Source organism: Streptococcus porcinus, from assembly GCF_901542335.1.
Taxonomy (GTDB): Bacteria; Bacillota; Bacilli; order Lactobacillales; family Streptococcaceae; genus Streptococcus; species Streptococcus porcinus_A.
In genome coordinates this window covers 626,831-640,996 of sequence record NZ_LR594036.1, presented here as the reverse complement: position 1 = coordinate 640,996, position 14,166 = coordinate 626,831, and the positions used below count along the sequence as shown (strand labels likewise).

12 protein-coding genes are annotated in these 14,166 nt (G+C 36.5%); 4 read left to right on the top strand and 8 right to left on the bottom strand.

Annotated features, from left to right (window positions below):
- Positions 1–157: 157 nt before the first annotated feature.
- From dltD to uvrB, 6 genes are all read right to left on the bottom strand, one after another.
- On the bottom strand, positions 158–1,450 hold the full coding sequence (dltD, locus tag FGK96_RS03095; protein ID WP_138081239.1) for a D-alanyl-lipoteichoic acid biosynthesis protein DltD: 1,293 nt from the start codon (positions 1,448–1,450) through the stop codon (positions 158–160).
- Positions 1,443–1,682: a D-alanine--poly(phosphoribitol) ligase subunit DltC gene (dltC, locus tag FGK96_RS03090; RefSeq protein WP_003084403.1), complete on the bottom strand. Its 240-nt coding sequence runs from the start codon at positions 1,680–1,682 to the stop codon at positions 1,443–1,445. Before dltC ends, dltD begins: the two co-directional genes overlap by 8 nt.
- Positions 1,683–1,697: 15 nt before the next feature.
- Entirely contained in the window at positions 1,698–2,957 is a 1,260-nt protein-coding gene (gene dltB, locus FGK96_RS03085; protein ID WP_138081237.1) for a D-alanyl-lipoteichoic acid biosynthesis protein DltB, read from the bottom strand.
- Positions 2,954–4,498 (bottom strand): D-alanine--poly(phosphoribitol) ligase subunit DltA, encoded by a 1,545-nt coding sequence (dltA, locus tag FGK96_RS03080; protein WP_138081235.1) that lies wholly within the window; start codon positions 4,496–4,498, stop codon positions 2,954–2,956. The genes dltB and dltA overlap by 4 nt, the downstream gene beginning before the upstream one ends.
- Before the next feature lie 12 nt (positions 4,499–4,510).
- A complete protein-coding gene (locus tag FGK96_RS03075; protein ID WP_138081233.1) occupies positions 4,511–4,645 on the bottom strand; it encodes a teichoic acid D-Ala incorporation-associated protein DltX in 135 nt (44 codons plus the stop codon).
- A 262-nt stretch (positions 4,646–4,907) separates the two neighbouring features.
- The gene (uvrB, locus tag FGK96_RS03070; protein WP_138081231.1) at positions 4,908–6,899 is read right to left on the bottom strand and encodes an excinuclease ABC subunit UvrB; all 1,992 of its coding nucleotides are present in this window, start codon (positions 6,897–6,899) and stop codon (positions 4,908–4,910) included.
- A gap of 170 nt (positions 6,900–7,069) precedes the next feature.
- Between uvrB and FGK96_RS03065 the strand changes: the two genes are divergently transcribed.
- The 4 genes from FGK96_RS03065 to pnuC all read left to right on the top strand — a co-directional run bounded on the left by FGK96_RS03065 (position 7,070) and on the right by pnuC (position 12,547).
- The gene (locus tag FGK96_RS03065) at positions 7,070–9,244 is read left to right on the top strand and encodes an ABC transporter substrate-binding protein/permease (RefSeq protein WP_138081229.1); all 2,175 of its coding nucleotides are present in this window, start codon (positions 7,070–7,072) and stop codon (positions 9,242–9,244) included.
- On the top strand, positions 9,244–9,984 hold the full coding sequence (locus FGK96_RS03060; RefSeq protein WP_138081227.1) for an amino acid ABC transporter ATP-binding protein: 741 nt from the start codon (positions 9,244–9,246) through the stop codon (positions 9,982–9,984). Before FGK96_RS03065 ends, FGK96_RS03060 begins: the two co-directional genes overlap by 1 nt.
- A gap of 326 nt (positions 9,985–10,310) precedes the next feature.
- Positions 10,311–11,804 (top strand): ATP-binding cassette domain-containing protein, encoded by a 1,494-nt coding sequence (locus FGK96_RS03055; protein ID WP_138081225.1) that lies wholly within the window; start codon positions 10,311–10,313, stop codon positions 11,802–11,804.
- A 41-nt stretch (positions 11,805–11,845) separates the two neighbouring features.
- Positions 11,846–12,547, top strand: coding sequence for a nicotinamide riboside transporter PnuC (pnuC, locus tag FGK96_RS03050; RefSeq protein ID WP_172601586.1), 702 nt, complete (start codon positions 11,846–11,848; stop codon positions 12,545–12,547).
- 3 nt (positions 12,548–12,550) lie between these two features.
- Here pnuC and FGK96_RS03045 read toward each other — a convergent pair whose 3' ends face one another.
- Both FGK96_RS03045 and obgE read right to left on the bottom strand, forming a co-directional pair.
- Complete coding sequence (locus FGK96_RS03045) at positions 12,551–12,709, bottom strand: hypothetical protein (RefSeq protein WP_138081221.1); 159 nt, start codon at positions 12,707–12,709, stop codon at positions 12,551–12,553.
- Positions 12,710–12,838: 129 nt separating this feature from the next.
- The gene (obgE, locus tag FGK96_RS03040; RefSeq protein ID WP_138081218.1) at positions 12,839–14,152 is read right to left on the bottom strand and encodes a GTPase ObgE; all 1,314 of its coding nucleotides are present in this window, start codon (positions 14,150–14,152) and stop codon (positions 12,839–12,841) included.
- Between the last annotated feature and the right edge of the window lie 14 nt (positions 14,153–14,166).

Below are 14,166 nucleotides of genomic sequence, written 5' to 3'. Positions count from 1 at the left end.
ATTTCTAGGGCTTTTTGTATTTCTCTAAGCAAGAAATTAAAATTCTGTATGCACAAAAAAAAGAGAGGAACTATTGTCCTCTCGAGGTTTACTTTTGATAGAGCCACTAACAAAAAATTAATTAAAATAGTTAGAAGTATTCATCTACTTTAAACTGTTAGGGAGTGTTTACCCGTTTTGTATTTTTATCTTCTTTACTGGCTACAAAAGGTTTTTTCGCCCATTCTCTTGAATAAAAGTAAGGGTTCAATTTATAGTGGTTAGTATTTTTGTCCACCTCTAAAAAGGGTTGTACCACTTTATCAACTGCTAACCAACCATTCCAGCCCATATGAATAGTATCTTCCATAAAGTAAGGCTCACCACCTTTATTTGAAAAGTCGGCAATTTGGTTAAAACCTTGGGAGTTTAACTGATATTTTATTTTATGAACTGCATCTAAATATTTATCCTGATTAAGCCCAGTATACTTAGCCCAGAGTTGGTTAACTGGCGGGATAATGAAGAGAACATCTGTATTTTGTTTAGCAAACTCAGTCAATACTAGTTGAAAATCATTGTATTCTGGAGAATTAATATAGACGTAATTTCTCTGGAATGACCGATATTTAGCAAGGTCTGGTGCAATTCGTTTACTATAAAAACTATTTTTTATTCCAAAGGGGTTGTTAGTGGTAGCCGCTTCCCCGCGCTTAATAGCTAATTCTGTTAAGTGATCATAAGAAAATTTCTTTGGAAGTCCTTCCACACGTGGCATAATACGAGTATCAAATGTTTTTGATTTAGCTAAGAATGAAAATAAGGACTCTTCTCTCAAAGAGATATCATACTGTAGTCCTAGCCTATATTTATCCCAGAAACTCAATGATTGCCCTAAACTAATTTTCTTTAATAACTTAGCCTTTGCTACACCAGGATTCATTTCCAACATGCGTTTAGCAGCAAAGCGGGAAGTGGTATCTTTTGGGTTCGCATGTAGCAAAAACTCATATATCTGAGTTTTTGAAAGGTAATTTTGAACAGCACCTGAATTAGTTCCCTGAGGTGTAAACCATTGGGGCGATATGACAAAAACTGCTTTTTTGTTTTTCAGGTTATTAGTTATCTGTTGCATACCATAGTAATGCACCAATGATTGTGATCCACGATTACCTAGCAGGTATGGACGATAGCTTCGTTGATATTTTTCAGCAATAATCGATGGATGCATACTATCCATTCGACTCCATTCACTAGAACCAAAAAAAGGAACAAAACAATGTTTAGGATCGTCTAAGGCTTGACGCTTTACTGAGCCGTTTTTAAAACTATCATTTGTAATTGCAACGGCACTTCTTTTTTCAGCTATCAGTGAATGTGGTAAGCGACTGGGAAAAGCAAATATTGTAACTAAAACTAGCATTAAAGCCACAACCAAGGGCCCTAATATATAAGCTAATTTTTTAAGCATTTTGAAGTTCCTTTACACCCTCAACAATTTTTGAAACGGTGTTCCAATCCTCCCGTCCAAATTCTGATATGGGCACCTTGATATTAAAGAGTGACTCTAGCTCAACAATGAGTTCAACTGTTCCCAAGCTGTCTAATACCCCAGCATCAAACAAATCTTCATCTTTCATATCTGAAACATCTTCCATAAAGAGACGGTCAAAAGCATCAATAATTGTTTCTTCAATAGTCATAATAATTTTCCTTCTTTAATAACGCATAGGGTGGATCCAGAAACGATCCAAAAACCCTGAGAATAATAGTAATGAAATCATTACTATATGAAAAGTTACGGCAATAGATAGATAATGGTAGGCTTTACTTGTAAATAATGGAGCTAAGCCTTTTTGCTTACGGTTACGGTTAATGGTTTTCTTCTTACGAATCCAGGCATCAGTTATAATAAGGCCAGTCCCATGAAAAACACCGTAGGCAACATAGTACCATGTAATCCCATGCCAGAATCCCATAATTGTCATGTTAACTAAATAGGCGAAACCAGAGGTAACATTCCGGTTTTTAAAGACCTTATGCTTAATGAGGAAATGTACTAATCTCATAAAAACAAAGTCCCTAAACCAGAATGATAATGTCATATGCCATCTATTCCAAAATTCTTTTAAATTTGGAGCTAGGAAAGGCAGATGGAAGTTTTCTGGTGTCTTAATTCCCATTAAATTTGAGATTGCAATTGCAAACATAGAGTAGCCAGCAAAATCAAAGAAGAGGTTTAAGCCATAGAGGTACATAACCAAAATAAGATATATATTGAATGGACCACCCGTAGCAATCGTTTTCGCTTCTACAATTGGCAAAGAAACACTTCCCAAATAATAAGAAATGATAAATTTATAAAGAAAGCCAAGCATGATATACATAACAGACTTATTTATCATTTGCAAATATTGCTCTTTGTCGGGAAGATTTTGGTAATCCTCTTGAAAACGTCTAAAGCGATCAATCGGTCCACTTGAAAAAGTTGGTAAAAAGATCAGGAAACGTAAAAATTCACGAAAAGTAAATTCCTTTAAAATACCGTCTCGCATCTCCATTATCATACCAACACTTTTAAAAGTGAGATAGGATATTCCTAAAAAACTAAAGAGTGATTGGTTAGGATGAGCCAGGTTAAATGGACTCAATTTAACAAAAAATAAAGGAAGTATGATTAACAATAACGTTAGTGCAAAAACAATGAAGTGGTCTTTTCTTTTTCTATACCATTTATAACTAAAAACACAAACTGTCTGCCAAACAACATAGATAAGAAAAGCTTTTAGTTGACTCGTATGATCCTGACCAAACATCATCAAAATGAAGGCCACCGTTACTAGGAATTCATATAAAGGGAGGCGTCTACGATAAAAGAGCCCAATGATAATAGGCAGTAAGGCTAAAATTAAATAAACAAAGTATATAGGATTTGAATAGGGATCTAAATAAGGAATCTTTTCGAGTACTCCTATCATCTATTATTCACCTCGTTTATCAAAGTTTTAATATCAGTCTTACCATTTTGAGTCATCGGCAAGGCTTGACGATAGATAAACTTAGAGGGCATCATATAAGACATCATACTATCTTTTAGAGATTCCTTAATAGCTTTTGTAACATCAATATCACGCTCAAATTGTTGACGGACTCCATCTTTGAGGATAACAAAAGCTAAGAGATTTTGTACCTTATGCTCTGCATTGTAGCGAGGAACAGCAACTGCTGTATCTACATATGGCGACTGTTTGAGTTGTTGTGAAACGTCCTCTAACTCAATTCGGTAGCCACCATATTTAATTTGGAAATCTAATCTACCACCATAACAAAGGATATTCTCCTTAGTAAAATAGCCTAGGTCGCCAGTATGATAAGCCGGTTGACCATTATAGGTGAAGAAGGCTTCTTTGGTTTTTTCAGGGTTATTCAGGTAGCCTTTTGACACTGCAGGTCCCGTAACAATGATTTCACCACTCTCACCATTTGCTACTTCATTTAAATCTTCATCTAAGATATAAGTCGGTGAATCTAACTTAGTGTAACCAATTGGTAAACGTGCCCCAGCTTCTACCATTTCTTTAGTAATGCGGATGGCCGATAGGGCTACCGTTGCTTCAGTTGGACCATAAGCATTAACAATGATAGCATCAGGGAAGCGTTCCATCAGCTTTCTAGCCGTTGATACAGTTAACTCTTCACCATCAAAGTAAAAATGGGTTAGTTGTGGCATTTTGTCATGACAGAAATCGTCACTTAGCATAGCCATATCAACAAAAGACGGTGTGGATGTCCAAATACCTACTGGTAAGCCTGTAATAGTCGTAAAGAGTTGTTTAAAATCTGAGACCAATTCTTTAGGTAAAGCATATAAGGTGCCTCCCAAAGCTAAAGTCGGTGCCCAGTACATCACTGATAGATCAAATGAATAGGGTGGTTGAGCCAACATTTGTGGTCGTTCAGGAGTAGAAAACTCTTGATCTTCAATCATCCAATTGGTAAAACTTAATAAGTTATCGTGCGATATTTGAACACCTTTTGGCTTACCTGTCGTTCCTGAAGTAAAGATAATATAATAATTATCATCTCCTTTGACAGAATTAGTTACGGTAAAAGGTAAGTGTTGAGCTTTGGCTTGATTAATGGTCTCTAAATCGATAACAGGAGGCTGTTGACCTTTAAGTTCAATGTTTAGTGGTTCAATAGCAATGATAAGACTCGGTTGCCCAATCTCAACAATATCACTCACACGTTCTGGAGCAGAATGAACATCCACTGGTATATAAGCATGTCCCGCTTTTGTTAAAGCAACAAAGGTTGCAATCATATCATAGGTTTGTGCTCCAAATACCAACACCGGTGAACCAGCTTCTAATTGCATTTGACTAATATAGTTTGCAATACTATCAGAGTCTCGTTTGAGGTCTCCATAAGTGTGGCATTCCCCCATGCAATTATAAACGGGATAATCTTTCTGAAGGACTGCAAGTTCTTCAATTCTCTCAATCATATCTTTAATCATGACAAACTCTCCTTAAAACTCATTGTAAATAAATGCACTTTGACCATGTCCTAAAAAATCAAAGATATAAATTAAAAGCATAAAAATAAGATAAAACAAAATGGTTTTTCCAATAAATACACTAATTTTTTTCCATTTTTTATTCATTTCAATTCCTTTTCACCTTATTGCTTTCATGTCAATATACACTAAAGAATTTTACCTTATTTCCAGTCAATGGGCAAGAAAAAGATAAATTTATTAAAAAAATTTCGCAATTATGTTAGTTTCTATACAACTAATCCTTCATCTATTTTTTAATCATAAGAATTTTTAATAATTATTGCTATTAAAGTACTGAATATAACTTAAAAGAAGCTTAAATGTGTTACTATTTTGTTACAAGCTCATATTCACTAATAACAATTACTCAGTTTTCAAGTTTTAATTCTAAGATAAGGTCACGGATTTCAGCTGCTAGTTCAAAATCAAGCATCTCAGCTGCTTCTTGCATTTGTTTTTGTAACTTCTTGATGGCTTCTTTGCGTTCCATCCGATTCATACTTGAATAGTCAACACTTTCCTCGGCAATCTCTGAACCAACCTCTTTAGTGATCGCAATTAAATCACGGATATCTTTCTTGATAGTTTGAGGTACAATGCCATGTTGTTCATTATAAGCCATTTGGATATGTCTGCGCCGCGCTGTTTCATCAATCGCTTTTTGCATTGAATCTGTCACTTTGTCGGCATACATAATCACACGGCCTTCAGAGTTTCTGGCCGCACGTCCAATAGTTTGAATTAAACCACGCTCATTTCGGAGGAAGCCTTCTTTATCAGCATCTAGAATAGCAACTAAACTTACTTCTGGAACATCTATCCCCTCGCGCAGCAAATTAATCCCTATCAAAACATCAAAAACGCCTAAGCGTAAGTCACGAATAATCTCCGTCCGTTCTAATGTCTTAATATCGCTATGCATATACTTGACTTTCACACCCATTTCTTTAAGATAGTCCGTTAAATCTTCGGCCATCTTTTTGGTCAAAGTTGTGATGAAACAGCGTTCGCCTCTTGCTGAGCGGATATTAATCTCACCAAGAAGGTCATCCATTTGGCCCATTGAAGGACGCACTTCGATAATCGGATCTAACAAGCCTGTCGGTCGAATGATTTGTTCGATTACCGTGTCTGTTTGTGCCATTTCATAATCACCTGGTGTCGCTGATACATAGACAATCTGGTGGACATGGCTTTCAAATTCTTCCCGACGTAAGGGACGGTTATCTAATGCTGAGGGTAGTCTAAAACCGTAATCAACAAGCATTTTCTTCCGAGCCTGGTCGCCATTATACATCCCCTTAATTTGGCCCATAGTCATATGGCTTTCATCTATCATAATAAGGAAATCTTCAGGGAAAAAATCAAGAAGAGTATACGGAGGCTCTCCCGCTGAACGACCATCCATGTGCCTTGAATAGTTCTCAACACCATTTGTGTAGCCCATTTCACGCAACATTTCAATATCATATTCTGTTCTTTGTTTTAATCGCTGTGCCTCTAAAAGTTTTCCTTCAGATTCAAACAGCTGCAACTGCTCTTCTAGTTCTGCTTGAATTTTAGCAATAGAGGCTTCCATGTGCTCATCATTAGTCACAAAGTGAGTAGCAGGAAAGAGAATTAGATGTTCTGCTTCGCCTAGTACCTTGCCCGTTAGAGATTCGATTTCACGAATCCTATCAATCTCGTCTCCGAAAAATTCAATTCGAAAAGCATGCTCATCACGTGATGCTGGAAAAACCTCTACAACATCACCACGCACACGAAAGCGTCCTCGTTGAAAATCAATATCATTTCGTTCAAACTGGATATCTACAAGTTGATTTAACAATTGATCCCGAGAAATTTCCTGACCAGGACGTAAACTAACTGCTGAATCGGCATATTCTTTGGGAGATCCCAATCCATAAATACAAGAAACTGAAGCGACAACAATAACATCATTACGTTCTAATAAGGAAGAGGTTGCTGAATGCCGTAATTTATCAATTTCATCATTGACAGAAGAATCCTTTTCAATATATGTGTCGCTTGAGGGAACATAAGCTTCCGGTTGATAATAATCATAGTAGGAAACGAAATACTCCACAGCATTATCAGGAAAAAATTCCTTAAATTCACTGTAAAGTTGCCCAGCTAAGGTCTTATTATGAGCGATAACCAAGGTAGGCTTGTTAACCTGGTTAATAACCTGACTCATAGTAAAGGTTTTTCCTGTCCCTGTTGCTCCAAGTAAAATTTGTGCTTTTTCCCCTCCTTCTATATTATCAACCAGCTCTGCTATAGCCTGAGGCTGGTCACCAGAAGGCTGGTATTTAGAAACTAAGTGAAAAGTATTGTTTTCTCGTTTATCTATCATTTTATATCCTCATCACGACTTTATATTATTATTTTACCATAGTCAAAGCAAAATCATAGGAAATCAACACAGACATATCATGTTAGATTATCTCACATGGAAATCGAATAAGTTTGCTATTGTTACCCGTTTCTGATATAATAAATCATATTTTTTCGAAGGAGATATACATGAAGAACAAAATAAAAGGAGTTATCCTTGCTATTTTAGCTCTCAGTTTTATATTTAGTGGTATCGCAAGTGCTGAAACCGTGACAATCGTGTCAGATACAGCTTATGCGCCTTTTGAATATAAAGATTCTGATCAAGTTTACAAAGGAATCGATGTTGATATCATCAAAGAGGTCGCTAAACGGCAAAAATGGGATTACAAAATGACTTATCCTGGCTTTGACGCAGCTGTGAATGCTGTTCAATCAGGTCAAGCAAAAGCTTTGATGGCTGGAACTACCATTACTAAAGAACGCCAAAAAGTTTTTAATTTTTCAGATCCCTACTATGACACAAAAATTGTCATTGCCACTCAAAAAGCAAAACCCGTTAGAAAATACAGTGAATTAAATGGGAAAACAGTAGGTGTTAAAAATGGCACAGCTGCTCAAAGTTTCCTAGATAAGAATAAAGATACCTATGGTTTTTCTGTTAAAACCTTTGATACTGGTGATTTAATGTATAATAGTCTGGCTTCTGGCTCCATTGATGCTGTAATGGATGATGAGCCTGTTATCCAATTTGCTATTAAACAAAGTCAAGATCTTGCTATTAATATGCCTGGTGAAGCTATCGGTTCTTTTGGTTTTGCAGTCAAAAAGGGAACTGGTCACAATCATTTAGTAAAAGATTTTAATAAAGCTCTTAAAACTATGAAAGCTGATGGAAGTTACCAAAAAATCATGACAAAATGGTTAGGTGACGCAACAAATACATCAAGTCAAGCTTTAGGCATCGCCAACAAGAAAGCAAAACCTGAGAAAAAATCTTATAAAATCGTAGCTGACTCCTCTTTTCCACCTTTTGAATTTCAAAATGACAAAGGTCAATATGTCGGTATCGATATGGAACTCATTAAAGCTATTGCTAAAGAACAAGGTTTTACCATAGAAATTGCTAATCCTGGTTTTGATGCAGCTTTAAATGCCGTTCAAGCCGGACAAGCTGATGCCGTTATCGCTGGTATGTCTATTACCAACGAGCGCAAGCAAATCTTTGATTTTTCCGACTCTTATTACACTTCTAATATTTTATTAGGTGTCAAATCAGGTTCTTCTATCAAATCATACGAAGATCTTAAAGGGAAGACCGTCGGTGCTAAAAAAGGGACCGCATCATATGACTTCCTAGATAAAAATAAGGAAAAATATGGCTACAGAATAAAAGCATTTGATGAAGCCTCATCGATGTATGATAGTTTAAATGCTGGATCAATTGTTGGTTTAATGGACGATGAAGCTATCCTTAAATACTCTATCCAACAAGGTCGTAAATTTGATACACCAATTGAAGGGGAACCTTCTGGTGAGTATGGCTTTGCCGTTAAAAAAGGCACTAACCCTGAATTGATCGAAATGTTTAATAATGGACTTGCTTCTTTAAAAGAATCTGGTAAATATAAATCCATTATTAATAATTATTTAGCTTCAGATCAAGACTCTAAGGGAAATGAATCTTCTATTGATGAAACTAATATTTTTGGTCTATTGTCAAACAACTATAAACAATTGCTTGCTGGTTTAGGAACAACCTTAAGCCTAACTCTTATTTCCTTTGCTATCGCTATGGTTATTGGGATTATCTTTGGGATGATGGCCGTTGCACCAAGTAAAAACCTCCGCGTTATATCTTCTGTTTTTGTAGATGTTGTACGTGGAATTCCCTTAATGATTGTTGCTGCCTTTATTTTCTGGGGTATTCCTAATCTCATTGAAAGCATGACTGGACACCAATCACCAATTAACGACTTCTTAGCTGCTACAATTGCACTTTCCTTAAATGGTGGTGCTTATATCGCTGAAATCGTCCGTGGCGGGATTGAAGCAATTCCAGCTGGACAAATGGAAGCCAGCCGTAGTTTAGGAATTCCTTATAAGATTACCATGCGTAAAGTTATTTTACCGCAAGCTGTTAAAGTTATGCTTCCAAACTTTATCAACCAATTTGTTATTTCCTTAAAAGATACCACTATCGTCTCGGCAATTGGTTTAGTAGAGCTCTTCCAAACAGGGAAAATCATTATTGCTAGAAACTACCAATCGTTCCGAATGTATGCAATCCTAGCTATTATCTATTTGATAATGATTACGCTATTAACACGTTTAGCTAAACGCTTAGAAAAGAGGCTTAATTAATGGCAGAATTGAAAATTGATGTCCAAGACCTACATAAATATTTTGGTCAAAATGAGGTCTTAAAGGGGATAAATGCCCAATTTTATGAAGGCGATGTCGTTTGTATTATTGGTCCTTCTGGCTCTGGTAAATCAACTTTTCTAAGAACCCTAAATCTCTTAGAAACAATTACGATGGGGAAGGTTGTTGTTGATGGTTTTGAATTATCAGATTCAAAAACTAATATTGATAAAGCACGTGAAAATATTGGTATGGTATTCCAGCACTTTAACCTTTTTCCACACATGACCGTCATTGAAAATATCATGTTTGCTCCAGTAGAGCTTGGAAAAGAGTCTAAAGCCTCTGCCAAACAACATGCATTAGAACTACTTGAAAAAGTGGGATTAGCTGAGAAGGCTGATGCTTACCCGGCCAGCCTTTCTGGTGGTCAAAAACAAAGGGTAGCTATTGCGAGAAGTTTAGCCATGAACCCTGATATCATGCTCTTTGATGAACCAACTTCTGCACTTGATCCAGAAATGGTTGGCGATGTTTTAAATGTTATGCGCGACCTTGCTAAACAAGGAATGACCATGTTAATCGTCACTCATGAAATGGGCTTTGCAAGACAGGTTGCTAACCGTGTTATCTTTACAGATGGCGGCCAGTTCCTTGAAGATGGAACTCCTGAAGAAATTTTTGATAATCCTAAACATCCGCGACTTATCGAATTTTTAGATAAAGTCTTAAATGTTTAGTCACAAAAGGAACTTTCAATAGAGTTCCTTTTTTGCTACCATTTATAATTGCATTAATCTTCTAATGATGTTACAATGGAATCAATAATAGGCGGAGGTATAGGAGCAATGAACAACTAAAAAACTTTTTTGAGAGATTCATATCTTATCAAGCTAGGTTTTTTAGTATGCTCTTGTCTAAGTATGTATCTCCGAGATACTGCTAATTTTGTGATGCAAACTTTCTACTTTTCTTGTTAAGGTAGGAAGTTTTTTTCTGTCTCTCAATTATTTGTCACTTCTTATTTAGTACTAATTAAGATATAACTAATAGACAGGAGGCATCTATGCTACAATTAAACAAACTGAACCTCACCCATACTAAAGACCTTTCCCAGCTCCTTAAAGACTTAACACTCACTGTCAATAATGGTGAAAAAGTAGCCATTATTGGCGAAGAGGGAACAGGAAAATCTACTCTCCTAAAAGCCATCTTTCATCCTGAAAAATTGCCTGATTATATTAATATGAGCGGGCTCATCAAACATGATTTCACAAAAGTTATCCACCTACCACAAGAATTAGATCAATTGACCTTGACTAAATCTTTACATGCTTTTTTGTATAATGAAAACGATATCCCTTTTCTAGACTTTAATCTTTTCTTCCAATTGGCCCAATCTTGTCGATTTGACTTGGATTTATTAGATAGAGAAGACATTCGACTAAAAGATTTATCAGGTGGCGAACGCCTTAAGCTACAAGTCATCAAAGCTTTAGCTCTCAATCCTGATTTACTCTTATTAGATGAGCCTTCTAGCGACTTGGATTTAGAGTCCATAATCTGGCTAGAAAAAATAATTCAGGATAGTCAACAAACAATTCTCTTTATTTCCCATGATGAAGGTTTTTTGACTACTTGTGCTACTGCCATTTTACATCTTGAATTAACCCAAAAACGCCGGAAATCAAAATGGACTTTCTTTAAAGGTTCTTACCCGGACTATAAGTCCCATAGACAAAACCAATACCAAAAACAGTTACAAATTGCCTCTAAAGAGCGCGCCGATTTCCAAAAGAAAAAAGTCAAGCAAGAAAAACTCCAAGCTAGCCTCCATCATCAGCTAAACCACACAAAGGATTCAACAGCTGGTCGGCTACTAGCTAAAAAGATGAAAGTTATTAAATCTCAGGAACGAAAATTAAATCTTACTAAAAACCAGTTGAAAGAGCTTCCTGATGAGTTAGAGAGCATTGCCATTTTCTTTTCTGATAGTATTCCACTACCAAAAAACAAGATCATCCTCCATTGGCAAGATTACGTTTTAGAGACTGGTCAAAAAGTTAACCTCCTCATCCGAGGTCAGGACAAACTCGTCATTACTGGCCAAAATGGTGTTGGTAAAAGTCGTCTGTTGAAAACAATCGTTACTGAATTAGAAGAGAACGCCTCTTTACGAGTTGGCTATATGCCTCAACATTATGAGGATCTTTTAATAGAAAAGGAAAAAGTTCTTGACTTCCTTGCACCGGAAAATCCAGAACAAGCTAGAAATCTGCTAGCTAGCTTACAACTAACACGACAGGAGATAGAACATGACATCTATCATCTTTCAGGGGGGCAAAAAGCTAAACTATTCTTAACCAAAATGGTTTTAGACAAGTGTAACATTTTAGTTCTAGATGAGCCGACCAGACATTTTTCTCCTACAAGTCAACCCTTAGTCAGGGAATTATTAGCTGGTTTCGAAGGAGCAATCATCAGTGTTTCGCATGATCGTCATTTCATAGCTGAACCATATTTGAAAAAATATCAATTAGATCAGAACACCCTCCTTTAAAGACCATTGACAGGATCTATAAGCTGTGATTGAATAATACTATGGCATTATTAAAATACTTTAGCAAATTGGAATGGTTGATTTGGTTATTTTCCATGACAACCATTATTTCTTCCTATATTTTCTTTAATCAAGCTAATCCTCTGGCTTTAGCTGCTTCTTTAATAGGGGCAACCTCACTAATATTTTCAGCTAAGGCAAATCCTTTAGGTCAAGGTTTGATTATTATCTTTTCCGTTATTTATGCCTATCTTTCGTTAAGAAATCACTACTACGGCGAGGTTCTAACCTATTTTATGTTAACCCTGCCTATGGCAATTTTTGCCTTGTTCTCATGGCTAAGCCACCCTTTTGAAGGTAAAAAATCACAAGTATTGATTAGTCGTCTAAACATTAAGGATATCTATGTTTTAGCTTTCTTCACTTTTCTTGTAACGATTATCTTCTACTTTATTTTAGATATTTTCCATACTGCTTTTTTGTTGGTATCTACTCTTTCCATCACAACTTCTTTTGTAGCAACTTTTCTATCTTATAAAAGAAATCCATTCTATGCTTTATTTTTTGCTTTAAATGATGTGGTCTTGATTTTCCTTTGGCTTCTAGAAGTAAACTCTGATCCTAGTCATTATTCTATCGCTATCTGTTTTATCATTTTTTTAATTAATGATATTTATACATTTTTTAACTGGATTAAGCTTCAAAAAGGCCAAGAACTGGCGCTGAAAAAGGATAAGGTTTGAACCTTATCCTTTTTCTTTTTTTCGTTTTTCGCGTTCTAGTCTGAGATGTCTATTTGGATTCAAGGTATTAAAAAGCTCCTCTAACTTTTCTGCATTCCAAACATCCGCAGCTGAAACAAAATTACCATCTTTATCTTTAAAAGATATCGGTTTGTCACCCATTAGACACCCCCGTCACATCATTACTTGTAGTACTGTTACTTTTAAATTATTGTCGATAGAAATAAACCCATTATCTCTAATAAAAGTTGTCAGAGCATCAATCCCAAGATTCACTATTTCTGTGCAACCTTAGTCCACAAATTCAAACTCAAAATTACCAATGCGCACGATATCTCCATCTTTTGCACCCCGCTCACGTAAAGCTTCGTCAACACCCATTCCGCGTAGCTGGCGTGCAAATTTCATAATTGATTCATCGCGCTCCATGTTAGTCATCACAAAGAGACGTTCTAATTTTTCGCCTGAAAGCACCCATGAAGCATCATCATCGCGATTAATTTCAAAGTCTTTTTCTTCGCCATCAAAACCATAGTAAACTTCTTCATCTTGAAAATCACTGTCATCATAAAGTAAGAATTCATCTGTTTTGGCTAAGAGTTCTGCTGTAGCATCCATTAAATTGTCTAACCCTTGCTTTGCAAGAGTTGAGACCGGAAAGACTTTGGGAAGCTCATCAAATTCGTCATACTCTGCAGCTAGTTTTTCTTTAAATGCCTTTAAATTTTCTTCAGCTTCTGGCATATCCATTTTATTTGCAACAATAATTTGTGGACGCTCCAACAATCTCAAATTATAGGTTTCAAGCTCATTATTGATAGAAACATAGTCGTCATAAGGATCTCGACCTTCTGAAGCTGACATGTCAATAACATGTAAAATAACTCGTGTCCGTTCAATATGACGAAGAAACTGAGTGCCTAGCCCTACTCCCTGACTAGCTCCTTCAATAAGACCTGGAAGGTCTGCCATAGCAAAGCTATCTCCGGACTTGGTTCGCACCATTCCTAGATTCGGAACTATCGTAGTAAAATGATAAGCACCAATTTTAGGTTTAGCGGCTGATACCACACTTAATAATGTGGATTTACCTACAGATGGGAATCCAACTAAGCCAACATCAGCTAAAATCTTCAATTCTAGCTCTAAGTCGCGCTCTTCACCTGGTTCCCCATTTTCAGCAATTTCTGGGGCAGGGTTTCGAGGAGTAGCAAAACGAATATTACCACGTCCGCCACGTCCACCATGAGCCACTATATATTCTTGGCCATTTTCCACTAAATCTGTGATAACTTTTCCCGTTTCAGCATCTTTAACGGTTGTACCTTGAGGTACTGGTACGATAAGGTCCTCTGACCCTCGCCCATGCATGCCTTTAGTCATGCCTTTTTCACCGGCTTTAGCTTTAAATTTCCGATTATAACGGAAATCCATCAAAGTTCTTAAGCCCTCATCAACTTTAAAGATGACAGAGCCACCTTTGCCACCGTCACCGCCCCAAGGTCCGCCATTGGGAACGTATTTTTCCCGTCTAAATGCAACCATTCCATCACCGCCACGACCAGCATGAACACTAATCTTGGCAGTATCTAAAAACATACTCATATCTTTCTCTTACC

Coding starts and splice junctions, on each gene's coding strand:
- FGK96_RS03045 (WP_138081221.1), bottom strand. CDS start 12,709: ATGGGTGACAAACCGATATCTTTTAAAGATAAAGATGGTAATTTTGTT.
- FGK96_RS03065 (WP_138081229.1), top strand. CDS start 7,070: ATGAAGAACAAAATAAAAGGAGTTATCCTTGCTATTTTAGCTCTCAGT.
- dltA (WP_138081235.1), bottom strand. CDS start 4,498: ATGATTAAAGATATGATTGAGAGAATTGAAGAACTTGCAGTCCTTCAG.
- uvrB (WP_138081231.1), bottom strand. CDS start 6,899: ATGATAGATAAACGAGAAAACAATACTTTTCACTTAGTTTCTAAATAC.
- dltC (WP_003084403.1), bottom strand. CDS start 1,682: ATGACTATTGAAGAAACAATTATTGATGCTTTTGACCGTCTCTTTATG.
- pnuC (WP_172601586.1), top strand. CDS start 11,846: ATGGCATTATTAAAATACTTTAGCAAATTGGAATGGTTGATTTGGTTA.
- obgE (WP_138081218.1), bottom strand. CDS start 14,152: ATGAGTATGTTTTTAGATACTGCCAAGATTAGTGTTCATGCTGGTCGT.
- FGK96_RS03060 (WP_138081227.1), top strand. CDS start 9,244: ATGGCAGAATTGAAAATTGATGTCCAAGACCTACATAAATATTTTGGT.
- FGK96_RS03055 (WP_138081225.1), top strand. CDS start 10,311: ATGCTACAATTAAACAAACTGAACCTCACCCATACTAAAGACCTTTCC.
- dltB (WP_138081237.1), bottom strand. CDS start 2,957: ATGATAGGAGTACTCGAAAAGATTCCTTATTTAGATCCCTATTCAAAT.
- FGK96_RS03075 (WP_138081233.1), bottom strand. CDS start 4,645: ATGAATAAAAAATGGAAAAAAATTAGTGTATTTATTGGAAAAACCATT.
- dltD (WP_138081239.1), bottom strand. CDS start 1,450: ATGCTTAAAAAATTAGCTTATATATTAGGGCCCTTGGTTGTGGCTTTA.